Origin of the sequence: Trinickia symbiotica (assembly GCF_003028655.1) — a bacterium.
GTDB lineage: Bacteria > Pseudomonadota > Gammaproteobacteria > Burkholderiales > Burkholderiaceae > Trinickia > Trinickia symbiotica_A.
In genome coordinates, this window is record NZ_PYUC01000003.1 from 1 (window position 1) to 15,958 (window position 15,958).

The window sequence follows — 15,958 nt, forward strand, 5'->3', positions numbered from 1 at the left end:
GGGCGTGGGAGGGCTGCCGTCGTTGCAAGACGATAGCAGAGGACCTTGCTCCATCTCAATGGCGGCGCGGCTCACGCCGCGAGCCGCCCCCCGGCCGCCCGATACCTATGACGGAATCATGCTCGGCGGAACAACTTCGACACTCCATGCCAACGTCCACCAACCGAGCATCCACCGCGTTCGATGTTTCAATGCTTCAACGGAACAAGAGATTCTTGAGTGACCACATACACGATGAAGCCCATCGCGGTGAAGCAACTCCAACGCACTCTCATCTTGACTGCGCGTCCTTCATTCGACGCAATCTCCTCTTAAATTCGTGAATCGGCAGCAGCGGATAACTTGACACATCACAGCCTTGCCGCTTGGCCATGACGAGATTCCACCTCGCCTTCTTGTGGTTTTCATTGAATGATTCAGCGTACGGAGAAGGCGCATTTTGCTTAATCAGATAAAATTGAACCATCGCTCCTGTTATGTCCCCGCTTGTTGAGTAAGCGCGATCGAAGTTGTCGCCGGCCCATTCGTTCAGCCCACGCGCGAGTTCGAGACGTTGCTCGCACGTCAACGCAGGCGCATCATACCCACGCGTAGCAAAAGAGCAGGACGTGACCGACATCGCCAAGGCGCCGATGAATAAAACATTTATTAATATCGATAATCTCATTTTTCTAATCATTATTAATGCATACTCAAGAATAAAAATTATCTGGACCAGCGCCCCTGCGCTTCCGCACAACGCCCATCTACCGCACCGATTGGTTAGCAGTCGCGGATCATCGCCTCGGTATCCCATCACTCGCAAATATCGACGCAGCAGCCCTTAGACGAGCCACTTCGGTTCTTCACCGTGAAGTTTCCCGTTGCCACGCGTTTTCGTCTTAAGGCGCAAGTCTGCCCGAGTGGTCATCGCGGATGTCGCGATTCCCTCATTTCTCGGACAAACGGAAGGGGTAGCATAGGGTCCGTTACCGGTCCTCACAGGATGAGCATCGCTACGCGGCTGACCTCACTGCGCAAGCAGAAGCGATTGCTTCAAATCATGCAGATCAAGGACTACTACGCCGGCAGCTCGCGCCCATACTTGGGATGGCGATCACAAGGACCTTGTGCCCCAGAAGTAGAGAAATAGAGCTATCGCGGCTGTAATGACCAGAATTGCTCCAAATAGGAAAAACCAGCCTTTTCGGGTAGTCGGAAGACCTGCTGAGCCACCAGTGTCTCCAGCCAAAAGAGCGAATGCGATAACAATGAGGGCGGCGAGCCCCATCGTACCCTTTGCGATCCAGCCAAATAAGATCTCCAGAAATCGAGATACTCTGGTCTGGCGATATGGACCTACCCTTGGTCGCCGAAATTCCGGCCCGCGATCAAATTTCATTTACCCTCACCCCTTTTTGAACCATGGGCCGAACGTTTCGGGATCGTCGCTCGGCATTCCAGCCTTGCGTAATGGCGTCGGCAAATACCCCACACCCGTCATTCCGTAACAACTCAATCAGCAAACCGCAACACCCATATTACGAACCCGGCAAACGCCGGGTTCGGCATTACTGCCTGCGCATATTTAGCCAAGCAAGGACAACAAACGCCAAGGAAATCACTGAAGCAGTTCGAGATATTGCTTTCACGTCATACCATCCAGGCGAGTAGCTGATTCCATTAAAAAATGAATACATATACGCACCACCAACCCATGCTGCCGCACACGCGACGGACCATATGCAAAGCATGTGGATCGCAAGCAAGATCAATCGCCCGATCACCGCCCTTACTCCTGACTTTGTAGATTGTTAAAAATGCTCCGCCCGCCTTCTTGTGCTGTTCCGCCCAGGGATGTTGCACCAATTGCCGCAGCATTGTTCGGCCTAAAGATGTTATATCCACTCTGAGACCACACGCCGCTATCAGCCCAGTTGATTGAATTATTTATCGTTGGCTTCATTTCGGAATTGATCGCATTACCGGCTACCTTTCCTGCTCCATAGCCAACCGAACTAAATAGTCCGCTAGTAACGCCTGCGCCAATCACACTGTCATTCCTGCCCTGCAAGATATTGTTGAGCGTAGTCGTGGACGCCCCGCCAGCGGTATTCACCCCAATATTCCACCACAGCCCGCCGTACGAACCCGCAAAGCCGGTTCCATACGCGCCCGCCACGTCAATCCAGTTGATATTCCCGGTCTGAACGTACTGAGAGCCAGCGTTGATCGTCGCGCTTATCGCGCCGGTCCCAATCGGCGATGCCAGTGCTCCCGAGCCAAGCGCACCGCCCGAACTGAAGATCGGCGCTCCCGGCAACGCCATAATTGGCCCGCCTACCGCGATCATCGCCGCCCCAGCTGCCGCGCCCCACGTCATCTTCTCGTAGGTATCCTGATACGCGCTCTGACGATCGACCGAATGGGCCACGTCGCCCGACAGAGGTAAGTTCAGCCCCTCTCCGTTCGGGTAGTACCCCGCGTACATTGCGGTATTCGCCCTTTGCTCCGGCGTCGCAAAAAACATATAGCCCGTCCCGCTATTGCCATCTGCCGGCAGCAGTCCCTTATGTTCCCGTAAAAACCTCGCCGCACGCTCATTCCACTGTCCCGGCGAGCCGTTCTGAATCATCAAGTTCGCTTGAGTCAGCAATTCCTGCTCCGCCTGCGCAACCGTCAAGCCGTGTCTTTTCGCATAGTTTTCCTTTCTTCTATCGATCGACGCTCTTTCATCTGGATGTAGTTGCCGATTAAACAACCCCTCCGTGCCCGCCGCGTTCGCGGCGGTCATCGGATCGCCCATCACGCCTGCCACGCCCGCGACGAAGGACGTGACCAGATTGGTCTGCGCCTCCTTCTCCTGCGCGCTGAGCCCCGTCGTCGGCCCGAGCAGCGAGCCCAGCACCGAACTGGCCGCCGCCCCCATCGCGCCCGCGTTGCATGTCTGAGCGCTCGCAGCCGCTCCAGCGCATCCCACGATCGCGTGCAACGCCGCGCGCGCCGCTTCAGCCCCCGGTTGGCCTTCCCCCAGCCGGTTGGCCAACTCCTTCGCCTCGCTCACCGCCAAGCCTTGGAGATAGCTCACCGCCGCATCCCGCATGAACGCTTCGACTCCGCCCGTCACATTCCCGCCGGCGGCCGCCGTCAGCGCCGTCAGCACCCGCCGGTAACTGCCACCCGGCCCCCAAGCCGCCGTCAACTCGTCCGCCTTCCGCTGCGCCAGCACCCGCTCCTCAGGCGTCAGGTTCGGGTCGCTCGCCGCTGCCTGCGCCGCATCCACTTCCTTGGCCCGATTCGCAAGAAAGGCCCCCGTCTCCCGCTGCAATGCGCCGACGATCTCGAATCCTGCCTGGAGCTCCCGCTCATCGAATATCGGCTTCAGCGCATTCGTTCCGTCGCGCTCCGTCGTCACGGCGCGATTGATGCTTGCAATCGTGTCCTCCGCGCTTTTTCCGGTCAGCGCTTGCTGCTTCGCCTCGTCGGTGATGTAAATCGCCCCGCCGCTGATACCGCTGACCGTCGTACTGCTGCCGTCACCCGACGCACCCATGACCACGGGCGGCGCAGCACTCCAGTTGCCCGAGCGCGGCAAGTCGCTGCCCGGGACCTTGTCGCCACCCGTCGTCGCCTGTCCCTGCTGGTTCATGCCGACCCCGCTAGCGGTCGAATCGCCCTTGCCACCTCGTGGCGACATACCGCCACCATCGGAGCTATAGCCGCCTCCTAGCGCGAAACCGCTCGCGCTGTATTCCGCACGGTTCTCGATATCGCGCGTTGTCAGCGTTGCCGTAGTCAAGCTATTGAGACCATCCGCAATCGCACGCTCGGTGCTCGTGATCACGCCGCCGTTCAGGTGGGTATCGCCCTTGACGTTGATCTGGAAGCCGCCGTCACCCGCCTTGATGCCCGACTGCTCCGCCACGCTCGCGAAGTCGCTGTCCATCTTCTGCTGACCATAGTTCGCGCTGCCCGAAAACCCATAGCCCGCCGTGACGGTGCCGCTGGCGAATTCGTCCCTGCTGTGATATCTGCTGGTGTCCTGCAGACTCTCGATCGTCAAGTTGCCGCCGACATTGGCCATGACTTGCCTGCCGCCAATCACCGCTCCGCGCAACGTTGTGTCTCCACCCGACTCGAGTGTGAACTTCTTGCCCGCCGACACGTGCGTGTTCGTCCATATGACATCGGTGCCGTCGCCCTTGCCGCGTGAACCGCTCGCATTCGCCGTCACGCCGAAGGACGCACCATTCGAATTGCCAGTCACCGCCACACCCACGCCGCCGCTCATGCTGCTGCTGGAGCGATGCGTCTCAACGGCGTTCTTCGCCGCCAGCAGAGCAATCGCACCGTCGGCCTTCAGGTGCACATCGCCGCCGCCCTCGATGTCGCTGCCCTGCACGGTCAACGTCGAATCCTTTCCAGCGCCCGTCGCGCGAATGCGCACGCCGCCACCCGCGAGAACCTTGGAGCCCGCCACCCGCACGGTGTCTTCCGTCGTCTTGCTTTGGCTCTTCGATCCGCCCACCGTGATCGAGGCGCTCGCGCCGCCGCCCGATTTCGGATCAGCCTTTGCGGCATCGGCCGCATTCTTGCCCGCCATGCCCGTCGTCGCCCCGGCGAGCAGCTTGAGGCGCGTGTCCGATGTCTCGCCGGCCGCATGCTTCATCTGCCCGGCCGTCTGTATCGCCGTGACCACCGGAGCCGTCACCGCCACGGTGAGACCCGATTGCTGGAACTGTGTCTCCTGCGTACCCTGGCTGATCTCCTCGGCTGCGAGGATATCCACCTTCTTCGCCTGAATACCGATGTCGCCGTGCGGCGCCAAGACATGGCTGCCAAGCTGCCTGTAACGATTGCCCGCGGCAATCGCGACATTGCCGTTCGTCGAGCCGACAACCGACGCGGATGCACTCGCTCGAATATTCCGATTGTCCTGGCTGTGTTGCTGCGTCCCAATCGTGAAGCCGATCCCGCCGGTGCCAAAAAGGCCCGTCTTTCTCTCGTCGCGGTAGTGCCGCTCCGTGGCCGAATTGATCGCCGCTTCGATATTCACATCATGCAATGCAAACAACGAGGTACCGTGCGTCGATACGACGTTGCTTCCCTTTAGATTGATATCGTGGCCCGCCTGCAGATGGACAGTGTCGCCCGAGAACGTCGTGCCTTGATGCATCGTTTTGGACAAGGTATTACGCGTCGAAATCGTCTTCGACGAGAACCAGCTGCTCTTGCCTTTATGCTGATGCGCCTCGTCGACGTTGTGTGTCGTTTTCGACGACGTCAGATTGATGTCGTTTTCGGCTGTCGCGATCAGCGCGCCTTGCTCGCTCGTCACCGAGGCGCCGCGCGCATTCAAATCGCGGCCAGCCGACAGGCGCAGATCGCCGAGTGTTTGGATCGACGCCCCCAGCTCCCGGTGCGTACTGTCTTTGCGCCAATTCTTGGCATCCCATTTCAGCGAATGGCTGCTCGACGTATCGATCGTGGCGAGGTTTAGATCGCGCCCCGCCGCAATCACCGTCTGCCCGTCCGCGCCTGCATTGCCGATCTGCGAACCTGCAAGCGTGAGATCCCGCCCCGCCGCGGCAACCAGCGTCCCTCCCGACGGGTCTGTCACATATAGCCCCGCCACACGGCTTACGTTGGTTATTGTGCCCTGGCCGTTCGCATTGCTGTTCGTCGTACTGACGCTCTTCAAATCGCGCCCCGCGATGGCCGAGAGACTGTTGGCAGCATCGATGGTGCCGCCCAGATTGAGAAGATCGGTCTTCGCCTTAACCGCAACATGACTACCTGAGATGCGCCCGCCAAGGTTTTTGACGTTCTCGGCCGTGAGCGAGACAACATCGCGGCCCGCAATCGTCCCTTGGTTCACGAGGTCATTCGATAGTTTGAGGTCGACCGTTTGCCCCGAGATCAACGCTCCCGATCCGTCGACATCACCTGGCTTCACAAGCACATAGACCTGCGGCACCAGTGCATTCGTGGTCTGCCCATCCGGCAACGTCACCTCGCTTTCGACGAGCCAGACGATATCGCTCGTCAATCGCGCCATCTGGGCCGCCGTCAGCGCAATGCCTGGCCGCAAATCCCACTCCTTCGCGTATGTCAAGCCGTTGTTGATCAGCGCGCGATATTCCGCCTCGTCGCTCGCGTAGCCTCGAAGGAACCTGCGGCCCGTCAGTTGTGCAATTTGCTCACGAATCAGCTTTTGCTCGTAAAAGCCGTCGCCCAGGCGCTTGTGCGTGAGCGCCGGATCGATCCGCAGTTGTTCCAACATATAGTCCGATGACAACCACTCCCGATAGTTGACGAAGCGTCGATCCGTTTCGATCAGATAGTTGCCCGCCGGATCGGGGTTCACCGAAAAGAGGCTGGTGTTCGGCACCGTAGTATTAACGGCGGCGCTGCGAATCACGAACGAGTGGCCGCTTGCGGCCGCGTTGACGGCTTCGACCTCGGTGATGGCTTCGACCTCGGTGATGGGGTTTATCGCCCTGCCGGCACGGACCGTCACATCGGCCGCGCCTGCACCAACTGCGCCTCGTACGAGTGGAGCGGTACTGACGCCCGCGATTTCGGTCCCGCTCCCGCCCGGCGCGGTATGACCCCGGTAGATCGTCGGCGTCAGTTTAATCTCGCTGATCGCCGCCGGTGGCGTATATGCTGTGGAGCGGCTACCCGTATCATCGCGACCCTTCCTGTGATTGCGCCAATACGATGTGACTGTGCCGGTATCCGTCACTATCTGTTGGCCAGCCACCTCGGTGTTCTGGAGCTTCGCTCCATTTCCATCGAGCGCATCTCCCGCGATGATTTGGCTTTTGTCGTTGAGTACGTTGCTCGCCTTGATGCGCATGGCACCGCCCGATGTGATCCTCCCCGGATCGGATTCTGCAATGACAGTGGCCGCCGTCGTGCGATCGTATTCGTACTTGCTCCAACTCTCGTAGTTGCGTTCCGGAGTATGCAAGTGGTCGGACTCGTCGTTGTACACGCGAACGTCGGGGTCGCCGCTCGCATAGCGATTCGGTGATCCGTCGCCCTGGTACTCGACGATATGCGCGGGCTCACTTTGCCGCTGAACGGTGGTGGCGAAATGCTCGTTTGTGTTGTTGACGTCGACGGCGGTCAGCTTGAGCTCACCAAGCGCTTCGATCGACGCGCTGTTGTTATTGACGACACCCGCCGAACCTGTCGCGGTGCGGCTACCGTCGATGGCGCCGCCGATCGCCATATCACCCGCGCTGAAGATCAGTGAATGCTCACGGTTCGTGATGGTCTGCGCGCCGATATCGAGGCGACTGCGCGCGGCAATGGTCGCCGCCCTATCGTTCTCGGCGTCATTGTTGACCGTGCCGGCCGATATAGCAGAATGGTCGCCGTAGATGCGGCCAGTTCCCACGTTATTGAAGACTCCAGACGAAACGGTCGTATCCTGCCCCTCGATCAACCCTCGATTGGTGATCGTCCCTGCGGCGCTGATCTGCGAGGTTGCGGCGCTGAACTCGCCACGTTCCATGTTTTCGATGTCGCGTGCATTCACTGTCAGCGTCTTGCCAGCCCGCATCACCGCCTCGTTCGTAACCTTCCCGGCAGTCTCAAATTCGACGTTGCCGTTACCTTCAAAATTGCCCGCATTGACGAAGTCGCCCGCGAGGCTGACATTGAGGTCGCCTTGCGAAAGCACGCTTCCGTCACCGGACAGTCCGGCACTGTTCACACCGAGCGAATTTGCCGCGATCAATGTGCCGCCTTTGTTGATCACTCGCTGAGTCTTTTGCGTAAGATCGCGGTCGCGCACCTGCACGGACTGCGCGGACGAGATCAGGCCTCCGGTGTTGTCGATCGTGCCCGAGCCTGTCAGTGATAAGCATTTGTCCGCTCGCACAGCGCCGGACCGGTTGTCGATCGCGTCGGCAGCCACGCTGATGCGCTGCGCTTCGACACCTCGATCATTGCCGTGCGTGCCGCGATTGATAAGGCTGCCAGCACCTATTGTCAATACGGCACCCGAGCGCATCAGACTAGCGCTGTTGTCAACGGTACCGCTCCCTACATCGATCGTCAGGTTGCCGAGCGCTTGAACGTTGCCACCGCGGTTATCAACGCCGGTGCTGGTCAGTGTTATGGCTTCCTTTCCAGTTATTTGCCCGCCCCGCGCATTGGTGATCTGCGCTGTTGTCGCGTTGATGTCGCCCGTGGCACCGATAAAGCCCGCCGAGTTATCGAGCTTGCCCGTTCTCAGTGTGATGGCACTCTGGGCGAGAATGCCGCCTGCCGGACCGGAATGCGTGTTCGACAGCGTCTGGCCATGGGTGTCAACGGTCACAGTCCCGCTGGCCTGCAAGCTGCCCGCATCGTTGGTCAACCGTCCGCTCTGGACTTCGAGCAATCCGCCTGCGGCGACCGTGCCGCGCGTGTTATCGAGCGGCCGCCCACTGCTATTCAGTCGCACGTCGGTGCCACCGGACACCACGCCATCCGTATTGGTGAGTCCATTGGCCGCGATCGCGACGGGCCGCGCCGCCTCGATACGGCCAGACGTGTTGTCGATGGCCCCCGCGGACGCCGTCACCATCAATCCCCTGTGAGCCGACCCGATCTGACCGCTCGCGTTATCGATCGAGCTTCCGACAATGGATACGTTCTCGTTCGCGGCAAGCAAGCCACCATCATTGACCACAGCGCCAGCCGCCAGCACATCGAGTGCGCCGCCTGCGGTGAGTCCGCCGCTCGCGTTCGACAACGTCACCGCCTTGATGCTTGCGTCACCGCCCGCAGCAATCTTGCCTTTCGCACTGTTGTCCAATTCGCCGGAGACGTTCATCGTCAGCGGCGATGCACCTGCGACCTGAATCGTGCCGCCCTGATTCAGCAAGTCTCTGCCGCTCATTGTCAGCGCGCCATTGGCGGCAATCGTGCCGCCGCTATTGTCGAGCGAGGCGCGAGCGGCAATCGATGCGTTGCCGCTACCGGTTTGAATGATATTTCCGCTGCGATTCGACAGCACCTGGGCGTCCAAGCCAAGTTTATTTGCCGCCACGTTACCGCCATCGAGCGTAATCGTCTGTGACGTCATCGACAGCGTACCGTTCGTACCGATCGCGCCGCGCGCGCCATTTACAGTGATGGCATCCAACGACAGCGTCCCGATACCAGCATGCTCGATGCGTCCATCGGTATTGATCAGCGTCTGTGCACCGATCGATAGATTGCCTCCGTTCGCAGCAATCCGCCCGTTGGTGTTATCGAACTGTCCGGGAAGTCGAATCGCCAGATCGGTGGTGCCCGTCTGAACAAGGTTGCCCTGGGTGTTGAAAATATCGCGCGCCGCGAGCGACAACCGATCGGCTGATACCGTGGCGCTATTGGTACCGAGCGTACCGGCTGCACTGGCCGTCAATGTCTGTGTCGCCGAAACGCTCGCCCCGCTCAACTCGATGCCACCGCCGCTCGCCGTCAACGTGACGTCCTTCGCGGCCGTTTGGCTGCCGGCCAGACTGATTTCCGCGCCGCTTGCCGTCGCGTCCGCACTCGCGAGGTTCTGCCCGTGCGCGCCGATCTGGCCCGTCGCGGCCAGTTGCAGGGTACCGCTCCCGCCGAGCGTGCCGTCGCTACGTATGCCGGCTCCGAGTAATGAGTTCGATTGGCTGTCGATCGCGCTGGCCGTTCCTGCGGCTTCGACCGACGTATTGACCTGCGCCGCGATCGTGTGCGTATTGACGACATTGCCGCGCGTCGTCACTTGTGTATCGCCAAGTGCGTAAACAATCCCCGAATTCGAGACACCGCGGTTCGTGTCGACACGCACCATCGCGCTCGCCGTGATGCGTCCGCTGTTCTCGAGCCGGCCGTCGGCCGTCACCAAGACGTCGCCCGCCGATGCGCCGATCTGCCCGGCGTTGCGCACGCCCACGCCCGACTCGGTGCCGACCAGCGTGATCTTGCCGGCATACATGCCACCGAGGTTCGCGACATCGAGCCCGTAGGCAGGCGCACTGCCGCTCGCCGTGATCGCCGCCGTTTGCGTATGGTCGGCATTAACCTCGTTCGGCCCTGCGGTCACCTTCAGCGAGTTCGCCCAGATACCGGCGTTCACCTGGACGGAGCGCGCAATGATATCGGTATAGTCTGTGCGGCTCGCGTCCAGTCCGGCTCCCGTGATGCCGATCATTCCTTTCTGAACGCGATAGCTGTCGAGATTCCCATTGTTGAAGATGGGTGTACCCGTGGTCAGCGTCGCCCGATTGGCGTTGATGAATCCGCAACCGTCGCAGGTGATGCCCGCCGGGTTTGCGATGACAACCTGCGCGCGATCTCCCGCTACCTCGAGATAGCCACGCAGCAGGCTCGGATTGCTCGAATTGACTTCATTGAGAATCACGCGTGCGGTACTCGCCGCCAGCCACGGGTTGCCCTGCACCCAGCCGCCTAACTGCGTTTGCGCCGACTTGCGCGCGTTGTTGAGAATGGCGCCTTGCGAAGTGACATCGAACTGGCTGTAGGTGTTGCGCGAAACGCCTGCTGCGCTCGGTGTCTGGATGTTGATCAGCGGCACGCCGTTGCCCGCATTGAGGACGGTCGGCTGCTGATTGCCAGGCGCGCGGGGGTCCGCCACTATCTGGGCCTTTGCAGCAAGGCTCACGAGCCCCAGTGCCAGCAATACCGAATACTGCAACGGATGGAAGGCTGCAACAACGGTCGCTGCGGCCTCTGTCGTGGCCCCCGGCACGCGCGAGGTGCCCGGCGCCTTGCCGTTGGTCACCGCGGTTTCGGCGACAGCCATCAGCAGGCCCCGGACCTTGTTGAAGACGATGCGATAGAGGCACTTGTTCATTGTTTTGAGTTCTCGATGTGCGGTAGTCCACGCGCGATGGGATGATCAAAGAACCAGGCTCGCGCCTCTTCCTTCGTCACAGCGATGCCGTTGAACTCCATGACACGCAATCCGCGCTCGTCGCCGCGGTGATAGAGCGAACGCAAACAGCGATTGGCAAAGAGCCGCGCCACGACGTGACGCAAGGTTCGGGTGTGGCCGAACGGCGCCACCCAGTCGAGGATCCATATCCGGTCGCCACTCGCCCAGTCCGCGTCCGGCATGAGTTCGGGCGGACGACTGAGGTAGCGCGCTTCCGCTGCTTCGCAGAAACTCGCCCAGGCGAGATAGAAGACGGGCTTGCCGGCTTCCGCGGCGAGCACGAATTGCCTGTGCTTGATGGCCGGCAACAACGCGGATGCAAGGGCATGCAGCGGGGCGTTGCAATGCGCGGCCGAATGCATCCAGAGCCAAACGGCGCTGCCGAGCGCTTCTGCCTCGTTGCACGGCGTATTCAACACGCCGGGGGCGATAATCTCGAGCGATTCATTTCTCATGCATCGCCCCTCAATAAGTCCAGCTGATGTTGAATCCCGCGGTGGTGCTGGCGGTTTGAAATCCATCAGGCGTGCTGATCGGGCGGCCGGCAAACGCATCCCAGTAAAGCCGCTTGTATCCTCCGCGCACGCCGATCACCGCGCCGGCGAGATGCGTGCCGATGAGCTCTTGCGTCGATGGCCCGCGCACCTGGCCATAGTCAACGCCGAGGTAAAGCTCCTGCCCAGTGTTGCCCATAGCCCAGCCGAGGTCGTTGCGCACGAGCCAGCCCCGCTCGCCGAGCAGCGTGGTTTCGCCGTCGAAGCCGCGCACGGTGTATCGTCCGCCGATCTGGAAGCGATCCTGCGGCACCAGTGATGTACGGTTCCACTGCGCGCGCCATGCGACGAGATATCGGAACCGCTGCTTCGATACGGCAATGGGGATGTTCAACTGCCCTTGTGCGGTAATCACTGCCGAGCGCGACGTGCCTTCGCCGAACGCTTCTTCCGGCGCGGCACGTGCCGACAACATCCCCGTTCCGCGCCGGTACCCGACGTCGGCATCGAGCGTTGCAGCGCCGATGAATTCGCGATGCGCGAGACCAACCGCCCAACCGGCCATGCGGCGGCGCTGCACTTCGATTTCGGTATCGTCGATGTAGTTACGCGAATTGCGCGACCAAGCGGCGACGTACGCACTCGTCTTTCTCACGGCATCGCGATAGAAGAGGCGCGACAAGCGCAGCTCGCTGTTTTCGCTGCTGCCGCTGAAGACGTAGGTCCGATTCCCACCCGCTACCGACTGGCGGTAGTCGTAGCCGCTGATCGTGAAGCCTAGCAACCAGTAGTCGTACGGCACCTCATAGTGGACCGTGTATCCGCGCGTCCCTTTGCCATCGCCATAGCCTCGGCCAAGATCGTGGTTGAGGCTGACGTAGAAGAGGTCGTTGAGCGTCCACCAGTTGTCGTAGGAGAGCGTTACGCTGCCTTGGTATTTGCCCGTGAATTTGCTGCCGGCGTCATCCGCCGACAACGTGATCCGAAATGGGAAGTCCTGCTTCCATTTAATGACAAGGTCGCTATCTCCAGGCTTGGCGTCGGGACCTTCCGCGGGCGTGATCTGAATATCCGCATCGACAGTGGGTACGCGCTGAAAATTCTCGAGTGCCTGCTCGATGTCGCGCACATTGAGGATATCGCCGGGGCGCGCGGGAACGGCATTCCATTTCGTCCCGCGGCGGCCACGGCTCTCCGAGAAGCGAATTCGGCGAACGCGGCCGGGGATAACCGCGAGTGTCAACGTGCCTTGCTTGAGATCTTGTGGCGGCGCGAGCACCCGCGTCGTGACATACCCGCGCGCGACGATTGCGTTTTGCACGCGTTTCATCGTCAGGCTGATGCCTTCGCTGCCGAGGCACCGGCCCGTTGCACGATCGTTCGCCGGATCGGCCGCCTTTACCGCCCACTGGAACCGCTCCGCGGCATCGCCTTCAAGCCGGATGCGGTCAATGCGAAAACAGGGCGACTCGTGCTCCGGCAGCCGTTCATCGCCCGCCTGAACCGGTCGTTGGAGCCGCACGTCGGGAGCGGCTTCCTGCTGTGACCTCAAAGCGCGCTCACGCTCGCGTTGACGCAACTCTTGCTGCAAGCCATCCACCATTGACGCAGGCTGCGCCATCGCAGGCGTCACCGCCAGCGCCGAAATGCAGAGTGCGACACGACATTCGCCGCGCCTGTGGATGAACCTTCCTAGCCTCATGCTTGCCGCCCGTGTTCGTTCGTCGTTCGAAACGGAAAAGCAGCGGCGGCCCGACCATCAGGCTGGATCGATCTGTCTTGTGCACGCCCAATTCCGTCTTGCGATCAAGATGGGGCGTACTCTGCCTGCACAGGAGGCAGGAATCGAAAGGTGCGCGTAAAAATCAGACGGATTAACGGGAGCGTAGGCGAGGGAAAGGCCGCGCCGGCTGCGTAGGCCGGACCGATGAAAACCAGGCGGGAAGCCCCGGGCGACGAGCACCGGCTAATTTCGACTCGCTGAAACAGGCCGATCAACCAAACGGTCGATCACCGCCCGCGGCGCGAACGAGGCGGCTTCCGTCGCGAAAGTACGGCGAGCGGCTGGCTCGCACTTCGTGGCCGAGGCGCCGTTGGCGCTATCATTGTCCTTTTCAGCCTCTGGCGGTCCGTCGAAGCGCATTGCCGCGTCATCACATGTCCACGTCTTCCCACGATTACCTCAAGAAAATCCTGACAGCGCGCGTCTACGACGTGGCTCACGAAACGGAGCTCGAGCCGGCCCGCAACCTGTCAGCGCGCCTCGCGAACCGCGTCTACCTCAAGCGGGAAGACAATCAGCCCGTCTTCTCGTTCAAGCTGCGCGGCGCCTACAACAAGATGGTGCACCTTTCCGCCGACGCGATGGCGCGCGGCGTCATCACCGCCTCGGCCGGCAATCACGCGCAAGGCGTCGCTTATTCGGCCGCGCGCCTCGGCGTCAAAGCCGTCATCGTCGTCCCCGTGACGACGCCGCAAGTAAAGGTCGACGCCGTGCGCGCGCATGGCGGCCCGACGGTCGACGTCGTGCAGGTCGGCGAATCCTATAGCGACGCCTACGCGCACGCGCTCGAGCTTCAGCAGGCACGCGGCCTCTCGTTCGTCCATCCGTTCGACGACCCGTACGTGATCGCGGGCCAGGGCACGATCGCGATGGAAATCCTCAGTCAGCACCAAGCACCGATCCACGCGATTTTCGTGCCGATCGGCGGCGGCGGGCTCGCGGCCGGCGTGGCTGCCTACGTGAAGGCCGTGCGCCCCGAGATCAAGGTCATCGGCGTGCAGACGGAAGACTCGTGCGCGATGGCGACGTCGCTGAAAGCCGGCGAGCGCGTCACGCTCGATGAGGTGGGGCTCTTTTCGGACGGCACGGCGGTCAAGCTCGTCGGCGAGGAGACGTTCCGCCTTTGCAGTGAGTATCTCGACGACGTGCTGACTGTCAACACGGACGAGATCTGCGCCGCGATCAAGGACGTCTTTCAGGACACGCGAAGCCTGCTCGAACCGGCCGGCGCGCTCTCCGTCGCCGGCGCGAAGCAATATGCCGAGCGCACGGGCGTCGAAAACGAGACGCTCGTCGCCATCACGTCCGGCGCGAATATGAACTTCGATCGGATGCGCTTCGTCGCCGAGCGCGCCGAGGTGGGCGAGGCGCGCGAGGCCGTGTTCGCCGTGACGATTCCTGAAGAGCGCGGCAGCTTCAAGCGTTTTTGCGAGCTCGTCGGCGAGCGCAGCGTCACTGAGTTCAACTACCGGATCGCCGATGCGAGCGCCGCGCACATTTTCGTCGGCGTGCAGATCAAGAGCCGCGACGAATCGGCCGACATCGCGCGAACGTTCGAGGCGCACGGCTTTCCGACCGTCGACCTCACGAACGACGAGCTCTCGAAGCAGCACATCCGCTACATGGTGGGCGGACGCTCGCCGCTCGCGCAAGACGAGAGGCTCTTTCGCTTCGAGTTTCCGGAACGGCCCGGCGCGCTGATGAAGTTCCTCTCGTCGATGGCGCCCGACTGGAACATCAGCCTCTTCCATTACCGGAATCAAGGCGCCGACTACAGTTCGATCCTCGTCGGCATTCAGGTGCCCGTCGCCGACGACGACGCATTCGCGCGCTTCCTCTCGACGCTCGGCTATCCGCATTGGGACGAAAGCCGCAATCCGGTCTACCGGCTCTTTCTCGCCTGAGGCCGCATCAACGAACTGATCCAAGAAGTTTTGCCATGACCCCCGACCAATCGCCGCTCGGCAAGCCGTCCTCATACACCGAGCAGTACGATCCGACACTGCTCTTTCCGATCGCGCGCAGCCTTGCGCGCGAAGCGATCGGCATCGGTGCGCAGTTGCCGTTTTTCGGCACCGACATCTGGAACGCTTACGAGCTTTCGTGGCTCAATGCGCGCGGCAAGCCGCAGATCGCGATTGCCACGTTCTATGTGCCGGCCGAGTCGCCGAACATCGTCGAATCGAAGTCGTTCAAGCTCTATCTCGGCTCGTTCGCCCAAACGCGCGTCGAATCGATCGACGCCTTGCGCGAGATGCTCAAACGCGACGTGTCGGCCGCCTGCGGCGCGAACGTCTCAGTGCGGCTCGCGTCGCCGTCGGAGTTCGGCAAGCTCGAGCTCGACGAACTCGACGGACTCTCGCTAGACCGCCTCGACCTCGAGACCGATGTCTATCATCTGGAACCGTCGCTGCTGAAGGCGGCGCTCGAAGAGGCGCCTGTCGAAGAGACGTTGTTCTCCAATCTGCTCAAGTCGAACTGCCCCGTCACGGGCCAGCCGGATTGGGGCAGCGTACAAATCCACTATGTCGGCCCGCAGATCGATCAGGCCGGGCTCTTGCGCTACATAATCTCGTATCGCAATCACACCGGGTTCCATGAGCAATGCGTCGAGCGAATGTTCGTCGACATCCTGCGCGAATGCCGGCCCGTGAAGCTCGCGATCTATGCGCGCTACACGCGGCGCGGCGGGCTCGACATCAACCCGTTCCGCACGAATTTCAACCTGCCGATGCCGGACAACGCGCGCACTGCGCGGCAGTGAAGCGCGCGTTTCGC

Annotated in this window: 6 protein-coding genes; 2 read left to right on the forward strand and 4 right to left on the reverse strand. The window is 61.3% G+C overall.

All coding sequences use genetic code 11. From position 1 onward, the window contains the following. Nucleotides 1-271 precede the first annotated feature (271 nt). The 4 genes from C9I57_RS06045 to C9I57_RS06060 form a co-directional block, all read right to left on the reverse strand. The gene (locus C9I57_RS06045; RefSeq protein ID WP_107149765.1) at nt 272-667 is read right to left on the reverse strand and encodes a hypothetical protein; all 396 of its coding nucleotides are present in this window, start codon (nt 665-667) and stop codon (nt 272-274) included. Nucleotides 668-1,771: 1,104 nt separating this feature from the next. Next, nucleotides 1,772-10,822: a two-partner secretion domain-containing protein gene (locus C9I57_RS06050; RefSeq protein ID WP_107149766.1), complete on the reverse strand. Its 9,051-nt coding sequence runs from the start codon at nt 10,820-10,822 to the stop codon at nt 1,772-1,774. Further along, nucleotides 10,819-11,358, reverse strand: coding sequence for a toxin-activating lysine-acyltransferase (locus C9I57_RS06055; protein WP_107149767.1), 540 nt, complete (start codon nt 11,356-11,358; stop codon nt 10,819-10,821). The genes C9I57_RS06050 and C9I57_RS06055 overlap by 4 nt, the downstream gene beginning before the upstream one ends. 10 nt (nt 11,359-11,368) lie before the next feature. Continuing rightward, a complete protein-coding gene (locus C9I57_RS06060; protein WP_440130181.1) occupies nt 11,369-13,099 on the reverse strand; it encodes a ShlB/FhaC/HecB family hemolysin secretion/activation protein in 1,731 nt (576 codons plus the stop codon). A gap of 455 nt (nt 13,100-13,554) precedes the next feature. Between C9I57_RS06060 and ilvA the strand changes: the two genes are divergently transcribed. After that, nucleotides 13,555-15,084 (forward strand): threonine ammonia-lyase, biosynthetic, encoded by a 1,530-nt coding sequence (ilvA, locus tag C9I57_RS06065; RefSeq protein WP_107149768.1) that lies wholly within the window; start codon nt 13,555-13,557, stop codon nt 15,082-15,084. Between the two features lie 35 nt (nt 15,085-15,119). Further along, entirely contained in the window at nt 15,120-15,944 is an 825-nt protein-coding gene (gene queF / locus C9I57_RS06070) for an NADPH-dependent 7-cyano-7-deazaguanine reductase QueF (RefSeq protein WP_107149769.1), read from the forward strand. Nucleotides 15,945-15,958 lie beyond the last annotated feature (14 nt).